The organism is Serratia sp. PF-27 (assembly GCF_030053255.1).
Taxonomy (GTDB): domain Bacteria; phylum Pseudomonadota; class Gammaproteobacteria; order Enterobacterales; family Enterobacteriaceae; genus Serratia; species Serratia bockelmannii.
In genome coordinates this window covers 320,655-336,021 of the sequence record NZ_JASGBT010000022.1, presented here as the reverse complement: position 1 = coordinate 336,021, position 15,367 = coordinate 320,655, and the positions used below count along the sequence as shown (strand labels likewise).

Genomic DNA, 15,367 nt, shown 5'->3' with positions numbered 1-15,367 from the left:
GGTTGTCCGAGTCCGGTCGCCCTATTCAGAAGAACCCGCCTATGGCGGGTTTTTCGCTTTCTGGGGTGCGGATTCTCCATCGAACTGCGTTCGATTATTCGGCCCAAAGGCCTCACCCTACGGGCCAGCGCTGAAGCGCTGTTCAACGCGGCGCAAGCGCCGGTTGTCCGAGTCCGGGCACCATATTCAGAAGAACCCGCCTATGGCGGGTTTTTCGCTTTCTGGAGTACGGACTCTCCATCGAACTGCGTTCGATTATTCGGCCTGAAGACCTCACCCTGCGGGCCAGCGCTGAAGCGCTGTTCAACACGGCGCCAGCGCCGGTTGTCCGAGTCCGGTCGCCCTATTCAGAAGAACCCGCCTATGGCGGGTTTTTCGCTTTCTGGAGTACGGATTCCCCATCGCTTCATCCGATGGGGTGTAACTTCGCATTACAGGTGGACTCTCTCGAAAGAGCGCCCCCAATCCCCAACTACCCGAACGTCAAACGAACGCGCTCATATTCCGTGTTTATTGAGTGTTTTATTGTCGAACGGTGATGGGATACAGTTACGAACATATAACCGCATCCCATTGTTAAATAATAATATATTGCACAAAAACTAGGAACATTCCGAATAAAAACGACATTACTGTCAATTCATTCATATAGGGCTATGCTGAATTTTACCCATTGATAAGGCATTTTTAACCTATTCCGCTGCCAACACGAAATAATGGAGGATCCGGCGACAATGGCCATTGATATGTATATGAAAGTTGAAGGAATGACGGGCGAGTCCCAAGACAGCAATCATAAAGGATGGACCGACGTACTTTCGTTTAACTGGGGCGCTTCACAGCCAGGAAATATGGCTGTTGGCGGCGGGGGTGGCTCCGGAAAAGTGAATTATCAAGACCTCCGTATTCAAGCCCTTATCGACAAATCTACGCCCGCTATTCTCAAATATTGTTCCAGTGGAAAACATGTCGCGAAAATCGAGCTTTCCGTATGCAAAGCGGGCGGCAACCAGGTGGAGTATTCCAAAATCGTTCTCGAAGACGTTCTGGTGACGCAAACCGATTTTAACGGTGTAGGCCAAAATGATGCGATCGTGGTTGATTACGCCTTCCAGGCGTCAAAAGTCACCATGAGTTACTGGGAACAAGGCAGCAGCGGCACTAAAGGCGCGGAAAGCAAATCTGGTTGGGATATCAAGCAGAATAAAGAGAGCTAAGCGCATTCTGGCACCTAACAATACGTTAATGATCGGGTGATAAAATCATGGCAATGGATATGTTTTTAAAAGTTGAAGGCATTAATGGTGAATCGAAAAATGCGAATCACAAGCAATGGATCGATGTCTTTTCCTTTAACTGGGGCGCGCGACAGCCTGGCAATATGGCCGTTGGCGGCGGCGGCGGTGCGGGTAAAGTGAACTTTCGCGATCTGACCGTACAGGCTCTGATAGATAAAGCGACACCTGCCTTATTGAAATACTGCTCGGCCGGTAAACATCTCGCCAAGGTGCAGTTGTCTCTTTGCAAAGCCGGTGGGCAGGAAGTGGAATATACCCGCATTACCCTGGAAGATGTATTGGTGACTCATACCGACTTCATCGGTGTCGAGCACGGTTCCACGCTAGGCATTGAGTACTCTTTTCAGGCCGGTAAAGTATCGATGGAATACTGGGAGCAAGCGAAGCAAGGTAATAAAGGGGCTTCGGTGCAGATGGGCTGGGATATTAAGCAAAATAAAGAAAGCTAATCACATTACGGTGCATATCGTAATGACGGGGGCATTATGGCATTTCCTAAGTCACATGAAATTTTAGCTCTGACATCGCAACACGAATCGAATAATCGGGTGTCGGCCAACTTTTTGACCCGCGAGATTTTAAATGAGGCGCTGATCCTCGTCAGGTCTCTGTCACCAGAAGAAGTCTTTCGATTAACAAAAACGGAGACCGGCCAGATCGCGTTTACGCTGGGTGAACTCAAAGATGAAAACAACCGCCGGTTGACAGCCAACACTATTGAGTCAGGACAACGACCAGGCGGAAGAATTAATCACCTGGATAACCGAATTAATGTCTCTTTTCCCGGAACCTCATGGCAAATGGGAGCCCGTGTTCAGCATTTTGAGAATATCGCATCGAGTACCGTAGGCGGGGCCGGTCTGGTTTTGATCGCGGGATTATGGACGGGAGCCGGTTCTGGCGTTGGCAGCATTTTAGGCAGAAATGCCGCCCAGCTCGCTGTAGTGACAGGCACTTATTTGGGTAAACGCTTCGTGACCAATAAAACCATGGTCGTGAATCAGATGGCGGCGCATATCAAAAACCTTGCCGATATGTTTAACTCTACCCACAATGCCTTTAATGATTTCAAGTTTGAAAGCGCAGCCAAACGCGCACAATACAGCCCCGATCCTCAAGCAGAGTACCCTATTACATTTGAACAAAAAGTCACGGATAATAATGCAGTTCCTGCTAACTATGCCGAGGCCATTCAGGCCATCGTGCGCCGTTTTGTAACGGGAACCTACGAGCGTGTAGATATCGTCGGCCAGGGCGATATGTTTATAAAAGTTTTTTTCAGCGATGGGGAACTGGACATTTCGAAAGCCCAGTATGACTATCTCAGCAATTTGAAGCTCCCGTGATTGATCAACCTGGCAGGTCTTCACGCTTGTGGCGCAACGGTAGCCATTCAGTCCAGGGGGCAAAAATGCCTCGAGCTGACCAAAAGATTTTTATTGTCGGTAAGAATGGTCAATGATGATGACAAGGCAGATTGCCGGATCGGATTCAACCGTTGCGCCAGCGTGGCCAGGTTTTTCACACTCGCCTCGAGCAAGCGTCCTCTCCGGCCAGCCTTTGCCCGGCATTAATTAAACGAACCCTAACACCGGTAGTTAACGCGAACCATCCGCGCCCATAGGGTGATGCAACTCGGGGTAAAATATTGCCGTTCGGGGGGCAACAAGAAGAGATAAAGGTACAGAAGTGTGCGTATCACCTTAGTGAAAGAGTGTGATGCCCTGCCGCAAAAAAATAAAATAACACATTGAATTTAATGACAAAAACTAAATCACAACGCGCAGATTTCATAATTTCACTTCCGATTTCATCTTTGCAAAAAGCATCCTGCCTCTAATATCACGTTATTTCACCTTCCCCGTGCCTATTTTAAGGCTATTCTAAGCAACGAATACACCGATCCCGGCAATGCAATGGCATAGACACCAGAAAAGCAGATAAGAACTCATACGGTGGGCATCCTCCCTGGTGGCCGTTTTCATGGCTTGATGAATCAGGGAGAGATCGGATTTTTACTTAGGAATATTCATTAAATACACGCGCAAAACCTTCATAGGAATTTTCATGGAAAGAAATACACCCGTAGCCTTTACCTAATGCGCTACCGAATTCTAAACGGGCATTTAAAAGTGCGGTATTTTTGGCCTGCACACCGTTTAATTACATTTAATTCGTGAAGCTTACTTATAAGAAAAAGGCAGCCTGGTTGCTATAAGCCACCCTATCTGCGGCCGTATTTCTGGGTATTATTCTCATTATACTGGAGCTTATTAATGAATCAGCATTTGGATATCATCGGTATTGGCCTTGGCCCGTCGAATCTTAGCCTAGCAGCCTTAGGAAGTGAAATAGAGGGATTTACGGGACAATTCCTTGAACGCAAACCTCATTTCTCCTGGCACCCAGGGATGATCCTGGCGGACTGCAGTATGCAGACCAACTTTTTAAAAGATTTAGTGAGCGCGGTTGCCCCAACCAATCGCTACAGCTTTCTCAACTATCTGGTAAAAAACAGAAAATTTTATCGTTTCCTGACGACGGAGCAGCGCACCGCATCGCGCGAAGAGTTCGCCGATTACCTCACCTGGGCCGCCGCCGGGATGGGATCATTGGCATTCAATCAAGACGTTCAGCGGGTCGAATTTGACGATCGGCAGCGCCAGTTCGTGGTGACAACCTCGAATAAGGTCTTCCACGCCAGGCACGTAAGTATCGGTATTGGCAAGAAAATAAAGCTGCCTGATTGCGTGACAACGCAAAGCGATCGCTGTTTCCACGCCAGCGAAATGATGCTGCGCAACCCCGATCTGACCGGCAAACGCGTGGCGATCGTCGGTGGCGGCCAGAGCGGCGCAGACCTATTCCTCAATATTTTTAAAGGGGAATGGGGGCAACCGGAGCAGCTCGACTGGATATCGCGCCGCAACAACTATAATGCGCTCGATGAAGCGGCCTTTGCCAACGAATACTTCACGCCCGATTACGTCGAGAGCTTTTACTCACTGGATAGCGCGGCCAAACGGCATATGCTGGCCGAACAGAAAATGACCTCAGACGGCATCACCAGTGAGTCGCTGCTAGCGATTTATCGCGCCATGTACCACCGCTTCGACGTCCTGCGCGAGAAATTATGGGTGCGCCTGCTGCCCAGCCGTTCGCTGACGGCCGTGAAACACACGCTGGATAACGCCTACCAACTCGAAACGCGTCATCATCTCGATCACGGCGAAGAAGCCTTCAAGGCGGACGTGGTGATCTTTGCCACCGGTTATCAATCGGCCACGCCAGAGTTCCTTGAACCTTTGGCCCACCGCTTACTAACCACTGCGGAGGGCGAATACCGCATCGCCCCAGACTTTACCTTTGAGTGGGAAGGCCCGGCGGAGAACTGCTTATTCGCCATGAACGCCAGTATGCACAATCACGGCATTGCCGATCCGCAGTTGAGCCTGATGGCGTGGCGGTCGGCTCGCATTCTTAATCGGGCGTTAGACCACAAGCCATTTGATCTGGGAACAACGCCGACAGCCATTCAATGGCGCAGTGAAAGCGCACCACCCGCGTTTTAAATACAAGAACGACTTAATCATTGTCACTACGCTTTGATGGAATTACGTATATGAAAAGACAAGTCATTAAATTTATTACGAAGCAGCTGGCCGTATTGGCCCCCGAATTCAAGGCCAGATTGCTCTACAAAAAAGCATTTGGCAAACCGTTAAACTTGCAGGCGCCGTCCACCTGGAATGAAAAGATCAATCACCTGAAATTGAATGGCTATAGTCACAACGCGTTGGTGAAGCAGTGTGCAGATAAATATGCGGTAAGACAGTACATCAAAGATCAAGGGTGCGAAGAGATCCTTAATGAATTGTACTTTGCCTGTGATTCAGTAAACGATATTCCGTGGGACGCATTGCCGGATAAGTTTGTGATCAAAGGGAATCACGGTTCCGGGTATAACCTGATTTGCCAGAATAAAAAATTGCTGAATATCAAGAGCGCAAAAAAATTGATCGACGCTTGGATGAAAGACGATTATTGGAAAACTTATGTAGAGCTCAACTACAAAGGGATACAAAAAAAGATCATTGGGGAGAAATATATCGAATCGGCCAATGGTCACGGACCTGAAGACTATAAAATCTATTGTTTCCGCGGTGTACCTTACTGCACATTGCTGTGTGTCGGCAGAGAAACCGGGTCGCCGAAGTATTACTTCTTTGACAAAGATTTCAAGTTTCTGTGCTACAGCGATGACTGCCTGGCCTTGAGCCAGGAAGAAATAGACGCCTTCGTGAAGCCAGAAGGCTACGATGAGCTGTTTGAGTACGCCTCACGCTTGTCCGCGCCCTTCGAGTTTGTTCGCGTTGATTTCTACATCTCCAAAGGCCAGATCATTTTCGGCGAATTGACCTTTACCCCATCCGCCGGGCTGGATACGGATATTCTGCCGCCAACCGATGTTTTGCTTGGCGAGATGTTGACGTTGCAACAGCACTGATTTTCACCTGGTCCCACATCCCACAGTGAAGATCGGCTGCGCCTGAGGATAAATACCGGCCGGCCTTTTTGCAGCCCGCGGGCCGGTATTGCCCTGAGGGATATCGGGCCGATGACCTCGCCTGTTCATGCCACCGTTACAGCAAAATCTCTGCTGCCTATCCCTGGCAGCCCACACCCGACCCAAGTGCAATACGCCAGTCAGATCACATAACCATTTGAAAAACAATGGTATTAAATGATTAATAAGAATCACTTACATATTTATAATAAAATGTTCTATATGTATAGGAAGCTATAATATAAGATACAGGAAAGTTTCCCTGGTGTTGTTGTGTGTCTTTGCCCTATTTTATAGGGCTTTTTTCGCTAAAAATCGTTGATAACCGTGTGTTTTTACCTACCTTCACCATTTCCCCCTCCATAAAAACCATAACCATTTCTAATTAATTGTAATCCCTCTTATTCCTGACTTACCAATAATAACAATGAGTTGCTATTAACCTGGCAAAGCAACGGCTGGCAGCGCTTCGCGACCGGAATGCTCGCCCTAAAGGTAGGTTTTTACCGGGCGCGAACGGATGCTACTATCGGCCTTTTTCGAGGATGTTGATCCGCATGTTATTGTCCAACCGGCATTTTATCTCCGCGCTTCTGGCGCTCGCCATCGGCCTTTGGCTGCCGGGCTCCGTGATGGCCAGGCCCGATTTGGAACGCAAGATCGGCACTACCGTAGCCGATAGCGATACTGCGGATTACCGCTTCAGCGATCTGCGATTCACCTCCGCCGATGGCCAACGGCATTATCGTGTTCGCATCGCCCAACCGCGTCAGGCGCCTGTGCCAGACGGCTATCCAACGGTTTATTTCCTCGACGGCAATGCGGTGCTGATGGAGTTGAACGCCGCCTTACTGGCCAAATTGGCAGCAACGAAGCGGCCACCGGTGCTGGTGATGATCGGCTATGACAACGATCTGCGCATCGATGCCGCCGGCCGCACCTACGACTATACGCTCCCTCTGCCGGCAGGCATGAAGAAACCGCCGCGGGCCGTCGGGGGCGCGGATGCGTTCCTGCAATTGATTGAGACCCAGATCAAACCGGCGATCGCCGCCAAACTGGCGGTCGATCCTCAGCGGCAAACGCTGTGGGGGCACTCCTACGGCGGGCTCTTCGTTCTGCATACGTTGTTCACCCATCCCACCGCCTTTCAGCGCTACATCGCCGTGGAACCCTCGCTGTGGTGGGGCGACGGCATGATCCTGCAAGAAGCACAGCAGATGACAGAACGGCGCGCGGCGCCGGCGGCCAGGTTGCAACTGTGGGTTGGCCTGGCAGAACGCGATCGCGCTGCCCCGCCCGGCGTGAAGAGCCCCGCTCTGCCGGCGGACGCAACGCGTTTATTGGCCGAACACCTGGCACAGCTCGACGGTCTCACCGTCGGCTATCGCGAATGGCCTGCCCTGGGACACGGCGCCATGCTGGGTGCGGCCATCGAGCCGGCGCTGGGCAGCGTCATTGCAGAGGACTAAATCAGCGGATCAGAAGCTATCGGCCATATTTTCATCTGCGGCGCATATCTTCTGATAAGAAGAGTGTTTACTATCTGAGACAGAGAATGGCGGGCGCGGGTGGGGGCGTCAAAAAACAAAGTGGCTCCCCCGTCGGCAAGTGAGCTTGCTCTATCCGGTGGAGCCATACAGTACTGCAGTTTTCCCGGTGGGGCCCTGGTGAGGCGCAAGTAGGAAAAGATGGTGTTAGCAGGGCATTTCAGCGTTTTAATACCGCCTGTTTCACTATTTTCTTCTCCCTGTGGCACCTACTATAAGCGGCCTCTCACCTGGCGGAAAAGGGTGAAAACCACCCTTGAAATACATTAATGAAAGTGATATTAGAAGCGGTTAGGGCGAAAGCGCCTAGTTCAGTTTTGAATAATTAAATCAGGGAATTATATTAAAAATGAATATTAATATCACCGACAAACCCAACCCGCAGGATGAAGAGTTCGTTATCGACAGCCTCTGGGCTCACAACCATAAAACCCAGCCCGTAGACATTCACCCACTGTTCCTGACCGTCACTGACGACAACCAGCAGATCGTCGGTGGCCTGGTCGCACGCACCTGGTGGGGCGGCCTGGAAGTGCAGTATCTGTGGGTCGGCGATCAATGTCGCAAAAGCGGTTACGGCCGCCAGCTGATGCAACTGGCCGAAGAAGAAGCCCGCAAGCGCGGTTGCCATATGGCCTATGTCGATACTTTCGATTTCCAGGCCCGAGGCTTCTACGAAAAACTGGGCTACCGGGTCTACGGCGAGCTGGGCGACTACGCGCATCGCCACACCCGCCATTACCTGGCTAAAAGCCTGTAACGCGGCCTGAGCGGCGCAGAGGTAGGTATGGATTCATCGCATAAAAATAATGAATCTTATTTTAAGGGCCTCATCACCATGATGGAGCACCTGAGCGAGCCCTGGGGCATCAAAGACCAGCTGTCCCGCCACCTCTATATGAACCGTGCCGCTTATCTCTATACCAATACGCCGCTGAATTTCGACGTCGCCGGCAAATATGACCACGAATTCCCCGCCGACTGGGCCGACTCCGCCGCCGACTTTATCGAGCATGACAAGATGACCGAAGCAGCGCGCGATCGGGTCACGGTCATAGAAACCCACTACTGGTACGGCAAAGACAGCCTGACGCCGTTTATCAGCGAAAAGCTACCGGTGTACAACGATGACAAACAGGTGATTGGCGTGATCTGGAACGCCAAGCCGATGAACAGCCTGTCACCGCTGAAATACATCAATCAGCAAAAACCCAGCGTGTTGACCACCGAAGTCAATAACGAGCTGTTCACCCGTGCCGAACTCGATGTCATTTTTCTTATGCTGCAACGATTTACGGTAAAAGAGATCGCAAAAATCTATAACGTCAGCAATAAGACCATCGAAAACCGCATTTATAACATTTACCAGAAGGCCAACGTGCATACTCAGCAACAATTTGAGGAATACTGCAAATACGCCAATCTGGATAACTACATTCCCGATCGCCTGATAACCAAAGGCATTCAGTTTATTTGAACCGCAAGGAAGATCTCACCGTGATAAAGATCGAAGATTATCCGCTCACCCGGGTGCCGCAGGATAAAAGAGTCTCGTTTTTAAGCGTGGCCATCGTGCATATGGGCATGTTGACCGCGCTGGACCAGTTCATGCTCGGCGCCGTACTCGGCAACTCCATGACGCTGATTGACGCTTTCACCGCCATTTTCGTCGGCAGCCTGATCTTCGGCGTGGTGACCTACGGCCTGGGGCTGGCGGGCATGCGTGAAGGCATTTCCGGCAGCCTGCTGGCGCGCTGGTGCGGCTTCGGCCGTCTGGGCTCGGTGCTGATCGGCGTGGTGGTGGCCGTCAGCCTGCTGGGATGGTTCGGCATTCAGAACGCCATTTTCGCCAAGTCGCTCGACTTCGCGCTCGGCAATAAGCTGGGCTTTGGCTTGGCCGCCGGGCTCTCGGGCACGCTGTTGACTATCCTGGTGGCATTCGGTTTCAAGGCGCTGCGCATCGCCGCACGTATCGCGGTGCCGATGTTCATCATGCTGGTGGCCTTTATTTCAGTGACCGCGCTTTCCGGGCATAACCTGCAGGAGATCATCCAGCTGGCGCCGCCGGGTGAACCGCTGACCATCAGCGCCGGCATCACCATCGTCGTCGGCGGCGCCATCGTGGCCAGCCTGATGACCCCCGATCTGACCCGTTACTCCAAAAACGGCAAGCACGTGCTCGGCGTCACGCTCTTCACCATCATCGCCGGCGAGTTCGTGGTAAACGGCCTGGCGATCCTGATCGCCAAAACCCTGGGCACCGCGGATGTAGTCACCATCATGTCACAAGCGGCCGGCGGCGCCGGTTTGCTGGTAGTGGTGTTCTCCACCCTGCGCGTCAACGATCTCAACCTGTATTCCTCTTCGCTGGGCATCGTCAACGCGGTGGAAGGCATCACCGGCAAAAAGCTGAAGTACACCTACACCACGTTGGTGATCGGGATTCTGGGCACTACGCTGTCGGTGCTGGGCATTCTCGACCGCTTCGTCGACTTCCTGACGGTGCTTGGCGTGGTCTTCCCGCCGATTATCGGCATCATGTTGGTGGACTATTACCTGCTGCGCAGCCACCGCAAGATCCTGGACGAGAGCCGCCGCACGGGCCAGTTGCCGAACGAAACGCCAACCATCGGCTGGGCGGCGATCGTCGCCAGCATCGCCGGCGGCGCCGTTGGCCTGGCGACCGAATGGGGCGTACCGACCATCAATTCCCTGGTAGCGGCCAGCCTGCTGTATTGGGTGCTTAAACTGGCCTTCAGTCGGGCGCAAAAACCGCTGGCCTCGCAGAAGTCTCTCTGATTTTCGCGCACGCGGTAATGCACTCCTCCGGTATCGGGGGAGTGTTTGACGCTCGAAAAGGGGATTCAATGCAAAAGATGGGGCCGATCGCGCAGACAAACGGCCGTGGTGTTTAGGGTCCCTGGTGTCGGTAGCAAGCTATCCATTTATGCTCAGAGTGTGGCAATGCCCCCTCTGAGCTTTTTATTATAAAAACTGTCGGCTTCCGTATTTTGATCGTAAAGAAAAACTTCAGCTTGCATGAACAGTAGCCCATGAAATCGGCTTTGGTCAACATAAAAGTAAACATAAAACCGGCTTTTGTGTTCACTTTTCTATAAGTAAAACCTAATCAATTGATTTGCACGGCTTTATCTTTCTCGCAGAGGAAGCAGGCTACCCCCGCTGACATCACTGCGCTAAACGGCTGACGGTAAACAATAATTACCGCTAATAATCAGTTCGTTACCCGCTCGTCTGCGCCTTTTTATCTGGACAACGCCAATGCGTAAGATATAGTGAAGCCTGCGTAATGTTTGTAAGGACAGCCAATGAAAACCACCAACGCACAGCGCAAAATCAACATCATTAAAAATATTGAATATCTGATGCGTACCCGCGGTGAAACCAAGGCTTCCTTTTCCAATCGCAGCGGCCTGACGCGCACTACCCTCTACAAAATTCTTGACGGAAGAGTGAACAACGTTCAGCAATCCACCGTGAATCGGATCTCCGACTTCTTCGGTGTCTCCTGTGAAGAGATCGAAGACTACGATCTGGAAAAACTGGAGCTGCTCAACGAAACGCTGTCCACCGAAGGCAACAAGAACCCTTCCGCCATTCCGGTGATCCCCCAGTCGCGCTATCTGGCCGTCTCGCAGCGCAAGATCGGGCAGCTGGTCACCGAGTTTCCTCTGACTTATTTCTTCGGCGATGAGTCGAACATGTTGGCAATGAAAATAGAGACCGAAATTAAAGGGTCATTTATTCCCGGCGAGGTCATCATCATCAAAAGGCCGCCGGTACTGATTTGCGATTCACCTTTGCTGTATCACTCGGGAAAACGCGGCTTCTTTGTGGTTGACGACAAAGACAGCGAAAGCATGGACAAACGCCCTCAGGACACCGTGCAATTCCTGGGTTACATCGTTGGAGAAAGGTTATAAATGGAACCGAATCAGAAGTTCAAGCTGTTGGGCTTCACCCGGCATGGCACCATCGCGGCCAATGTCATGGTATTGGCCACCGGCAAAACCATTACCATGGGGCTGAATGAGCTGGCCGACAGCGAAATATCAGAAGATCTGAGCCGGCACGAGCTGCAGGCGCTGTACCGCAAACTCTATGGCGATAACCAACAAAAAACCGCCTACGAGCTCAGCGATCGCCACGAACGCTCCTGGTACGCCTACCTGATTATTACCGTGGCGCTCAGCGTGATTTATATTTTCTCAACGCTGTGCGGCGTCAAGCCGATCCAAATCCCGGTGCTGAATCTCATCACGCCGCCGGCGATCTTCATCTACCCGCTCACGTTCATTCTGGTGGACATACTTAACGAATTCTATGGGTTGCGGCTGGCTCGGCGCACCATCATCATCTCGTTTATCGCCAACCTGACCTTCGTCCTGGGGGTCTGGGTAACAACGCTGGTGCCGAGTATTCCGCAGTGGGAGTACAGCGAGACCTACAACGGCATCGTGCACAGCATCATGGCGGTGCTGGTGGCCTCGTCGGCGGCCTATCTGATCTCCGAGAACGTCAACTCCTACCTGCTCTGCAAAATCAAAGAGTTGACCAACTCCCGCTACCTGTTTGTGCGCGTGATCACCAGTACCGTAGTGGCGTCGGCCATCGACAGCGTGGTGTTCTGTACGCTGGCGTTCTACAACGTGCTGAGCTGGGACATCATCAAAACCATGATCCTGTCGCAGTTCCTGATCAAGGTGGTTTACGCCCTGCTGGGCGTCGGGCCGATCTACGCCACCCGCAGTCTGTTTAACCGCTACATCAATACCGAACAAGCAAAGGGCAATGAATATGCATATCCAAAAGCAAGATAAGATCACCCATCTTGGCGCGAACTCCGATTATCCGGATCAATATGCACCCGCATTGCTCGAAGCCCTGCCGCGCGCGCGCGGCCGCGATCTGATCGGCGTGGACGAGCAGCAGCTGCCATTCAGCGGCTTCGATCTGTGGACCGCCTTCGAGTTGTCGTGGCTCAACGGCAAGGGCAAACCGGTGGTGGGCATCGGCGAATTTACCTTCCCGCACTCTTCTTCCAACCTGATCGAATCCAAATCGTTCAAGCTGTATCTCAACAGCTTCAACCAAACGCGCTTCGACAGCGTGGAACAGGTGAGCGCCGCCATGCAGAAGGATCTGTCGCAGGCGGCCAATGGCCAGGTCACCGTCAAGCTTTATCCGGGTTTGGAAGGTTACCCCGCGCAGATCGATCGTCTGCCGGGCATCAACATCGACGATCTGGATATCGCGGTCGACGACTTCGCCTTCAAACCGGAATACCTGAGCGGCGCGGCCGATCAAGGGGAGCACGTAGCGGAGACGCTGTCTTCCAATCTGCTGAAATCCAACTGCCTGGTCACCAACCAGCCGGACTGGGGCAGCGTGGTGATCCACTATGAAGGCCGCAAAATCGATCGCGAAAGCCTGCTGCGCTACCTGATCTCCTTCCGCCAGCACAACGAATTCCACGAGCAGTGCGTCGAGCGCATTTTCAACGACATCAAGCAGAGCTGCCGCCCGGAAAAACTCAGCGTGTTCGCGCGTTACACCCGCCGCGGCGGCCTGGACATCAACCCCTTCCGCAGCGATTTCGAAACGGCGCCAGCGCTCGGCCGCCTGATCAGGCAGTAAGCGTTACTCCCCAATGCTCCCGCCAGGGAGCATTGTTTCCTCGCTTTCATCTCCCTGTTATTTTTCGCCATTATCGTCGTCAGCGGCTATCTTCAAAGCACACTGACGGAGATTAACGACGCATGCCTGACCTTTCTCGCAGAGACCTACTGCGGGCCGCCGCCATTGGATCGGCTTTCACGCTGTTGCCCGCCTCGATTCGCAAAGCGCTGGCCATTCCCGCCAATAACCGCACCGGCACCCTGCGCGACGTCGAACACGTGGTGATCCTGATGCAGGAGAATCGCTCTTTCGACCACTACTTCGGCACCCTGCCGGGTGTACGCGGCTTCAGCGATCGCTTTACCATCCCATTGCCCGGCGATCGCCTCGTCTGGCAGCAGCAGGGCGCCGAGCGGCTGGTGCTGCCCTACCATCTGGACAGCAAACGCGGCAACGCCCAGCGCGTCACCGGCACGCCGCACTCGTGGGTGGATGAGCAAGCCGCCTGGGATCACGGCCGCATGAGCGCCTGGCCCACCTACAAAACGCCGGCCTCGATGGGCTACTACCGCCAGCAGGAGCTGCCGTTCCAGTTCGCACTGGCCAACGCCTTTACCCTGTGCGACGCCTATCACTGCGCTATCCACGCCGGCACCAACACCAACCGGCTGTTCCACTGGACCGGCACCAACGGCCCGTCCGCCGCCGACGTGGCGGTGGTGGTCAACGAGTGGGACAGCCCCGGCCCGGCGGAGATCGGCTACCAATGGACAACCTATCCGGAACGGCTGGAGGCGAGCGGCGTCAGCTGGAAGGTGTACCAATTCCTGCCGGACAACTTTACCGACAACCCGCTGGCGGGCTTCCGCCAATACCGCGCCGCCAGCATTCAGGTGGGCAACCCGGCGCGGCCGCCGAAAGGCTTCAACGCCTTCGTGCCTTATCGCGACGAGCTCAACGCGACCGCGCCGCTGTACAAGGGCAACGGCAACACCCTGCCGGCCGCCGACGGCAACGATCTGGACGCCATGCTGGCCGGATTCCGTGCCGACGTGCAGCAGGGCAAACTGCCGCAGGTCAGTTGGATCATCGCGCCGGCGGCCTATTCGGAACATCCCGATCCCTCCAGCCCGGTGCAGGGCAGCTGGTTCACGCAAGAGATCCTCAACGCGCTGACCGATAACCCGGAGGTGTGGAGCAAAACCGTCCTGCTGGTCAACTACGACGAAAACGACGGCTTTTTCGATCATATGCCTTCGCCTTCCGCGCCGTCGCTGCGCGAAGACGGCAGCTTCGCCGGTAAATCGACGGTGCCGTTCGATACCGAGATCTTCCAGCACGTGGCGCCGCCCGGCTCGCAGGATCAGCCGCCGCCGGACGGCCGCATCTACGGCCCCGGCCCGCGGGTGCCGATGCTGGTGCTATCGCCCTGGAGCCGCGGCGGCTGGGTCAATTCGCAGGTCTTCGATCACACCTCGGTGCTGCAATTCCTGGAAAAGCGCTTTCAGGTGCATGAACCCAACATCAGCGCCTGGCGCCGCGCGGTGTGTGGCGATCTCACCTCAGCGTTCAATTTTGTCGACCCTAACGGCGAAGCGCTGCCAAGCCTGCCCGCCACCAGCCGCCACGCCGCCGATGGCCTGCGCCAGCGCCAGGAACAGCTGCCGCAGGTGCCGCTGCCATCGCCCGCCCACCAGCGTTTGCCGCACCAACGCCGCCTGGCGCGCCCTTCCCGCGCACTGCCCTACCAGCTGCACGTCGAGGCCACCGTCGCGACCGAGCAGCGCCGCGTGACGTTGAACCTGTTCAATACCGGCGAGCAGGGAGCGGTATTTCACGTCTACGACCGGCGAGACCTGACGCAAATCCCGCGCCGCTATACCGTCGAGGCCGGCAAGGCGGTCAGCGACGACTGGCAGGCGGACAATGAGTACCATCTATGGCTGCTCGGCCCCAACGGCTTTCATCGCGAGCTGCGCGGCGTCCTGAGTCGGCCGCAGCCGGAAGTGCGTTTGCGCCCAACGGGCCGCAGCCTGCAGCTGCAGTTGAATAATCCGGGCACCGAAGCGATAGCGGTCACCCTCGAACGCTGCCCTTACACTCAGCAAGGCCCGTGGCCTATTACGCTGCCTGCGGGCGGCAGCCACCAGCAAACGTTTGACGCCCGCACCAGCGGCGGCTGGTATGATCTTACGCTGCGAGGCCCCGGCTGGCTGCGTCGCCTGGCGGGGCGGCTGGAGGACGGTGAGCACAGCGTCAGCGACCCGCTGATGGGCCAGGGATGATCTATCGGCATCAAGGGAGTTCAAAAA

At 54.1% G+C, this 15,367-nt stretch carries 13 protein-coding genes; all 13 read left to right on the top strand.

Annotated elements, in window-relative coordinates:
* The first annotated feature begins 734 nt into the window (after positions 1–734).
* The 13 genes from QMZ29_RS21030 to QMZ29_RS20970 all read left to right on the top strand — a co-directional run bounded on the left by QMZ29_RS21030 (position 735) and on the right by QMZ29_RS20970 (position 15,340).
* Positions 735–1,217: an Hcp family type VI secretion system effector gene (locus QMZ29_RS21030; RefSeq protein ID WP_025304260.1), complete on the top strand. Its 483-nt coding sequence runs from the start codon at positions 735–737 to the stop codon at positions 1,215–1,217.
* A gap of 47 nt (positions 1,218–1,264) precedes the next feature.
* The gene (locus tag QMZ29_RS21025; protein WP_025304261.1) at positions 1,265–1,747 is read left to right on the top strand and encodes an Hcp family type VI secretion system effector; all 483 of its coding nucleotides are present in this window, start codon (positions 1,265–1,267) and stop codon (positions 1,745–1,747) included.
* A gap of 36 nt (positions 1,748–1,783) precedes the next feature.
* Positions 1,784–2,644, top strand: coding sequence for a hypothetical protein (locus QMZ29_RS21020; RefSeq protein WP_230201426.1), 861 nt, complete (start codon positions 1,784–1,786; stop codon positions 2,642–2,644).
* A 930-nt stretch (positions 2,645–3,574) separates the two neighbouring features.
* Complete coding sequence (locus tag QMZ29_RS21015; protein WP_025304263.1) at positions 3,575–4,870, top strand: lysine N(6)-hydroxylase/L-ornithine N(5)-oxygenase family protein; 1,296 nt, start codon at positions 3,575–3,577, stop codon at positions 4,868–4,870.
* Positions 4,871–4,920: 50 nt separating this feature from the next.
* Positions 4,921–5,805, top strand: coding sequence for an ATP-grasp fold amidoligase family protein (locus tag QMZ29_RS21010; protein ID WP_025304264.1), 885 nt, complete (start codon positions 4,921–4,923; stop codon positions 5,803–5,805).
* Positions 5,806–6,422: 617 nt separating this feature from the next.
* Positions 6,423–7,337 carry an alpha/beta hydrolase gene (locus tag QMZ29_RS21005; RefSeq protein ID WP_025304265.1) on the top strand — a complete coding sequence of 305 codons (915 nt, stop codon included), beginning with the start codon at positions 6,423–6,425 and terminating at the stop codon, positions 7,335–7,337.
* Positions 7,338–7,764: 427 nt separating this feature from the next.
* A complete protein-coding gene (locus tag QMZ29_RS21000; protein WP_019453029.1) occupies positions 7,765–8,175 on the top strand; it encodes a GNAT family N-acetyltransferase in 411 nt (136 codons plus the stop codon).
* Positions 8,176–8,202: 27 nt separating this feature from the next.
* Entirely contained in the window at positions 8,203–8,892 is a 690-nt protein-coding gene (locus QMZ29_RS20995; RefSeq protein ID WP_025304266.1) for a helix-turn-helix transcriptional regulator, read from the top strand.
* A 20-nt stretch (positions 8,893–8,912) separates the two neighbouring features.
* Positions 8,913–10,214 (top strand): cytosine permease, encoded by a 1,302-nt coding sequence (locus tag QMZ29_RS20990; protein ID WP_025304267.1) that lies wholly within the window; start codon positions 8,913–8,915, stop codon positions 10,212–10,214.
* 530 nt (positions 10,215–10,744) lie between these two features.
* Positions 10,745–11,359 carry a helix-turn-helix domain-containing protein gene (locus tag QMZ29_RS20985; protein ID WP_025304268.1) on the top strand — a complete coding sequence of 205 codons (615 nt, stop codon included), beginning with the start codon at positions 10,745–10,747 and terminating at the stop codon, positions 11,357–11,359.
* Positions 11,360–12,256: a queuosine precursor transporter gene (locus QMZ29_RS20980; RefSeq protein WP_004937338.1), complete on the top strand. Its 897-nt coding sequence runs from the start codon at positions 11,360–11,362 to the stop codon at positions 12,254–12,256.
* Positions 12,234–13,073: an NADPH-dependent 7-cyano-7-deazaguanine reductase QueF gene (gene queF / locus QMZ29_RS20975; protein ID WP_049204446.1), complete on the top strand. Its 840-nt coding sequence runs from the start codon at positions 12,234–12,236 to the stop codon at positions 13,071–13,073. Before QMZ29_RS20980 ends, queF begins: the two co-directional genes overlap by 23 nt.
* A gap of 122 nt (positions 13,074–13,195) precedes the next feature.
* A complete protein-coding gene (locus QMZ29_RS20970) occupies positions 13,196–15,340 on the top strand; it encodes a phosphocholine-specific phospholipase C (RefSeq protein WP_197769511.1) in 2,145 nt (714 codons plus the stop codon).
* Positions 15,341–15,367: the final 27 nt, after the last annotated feature.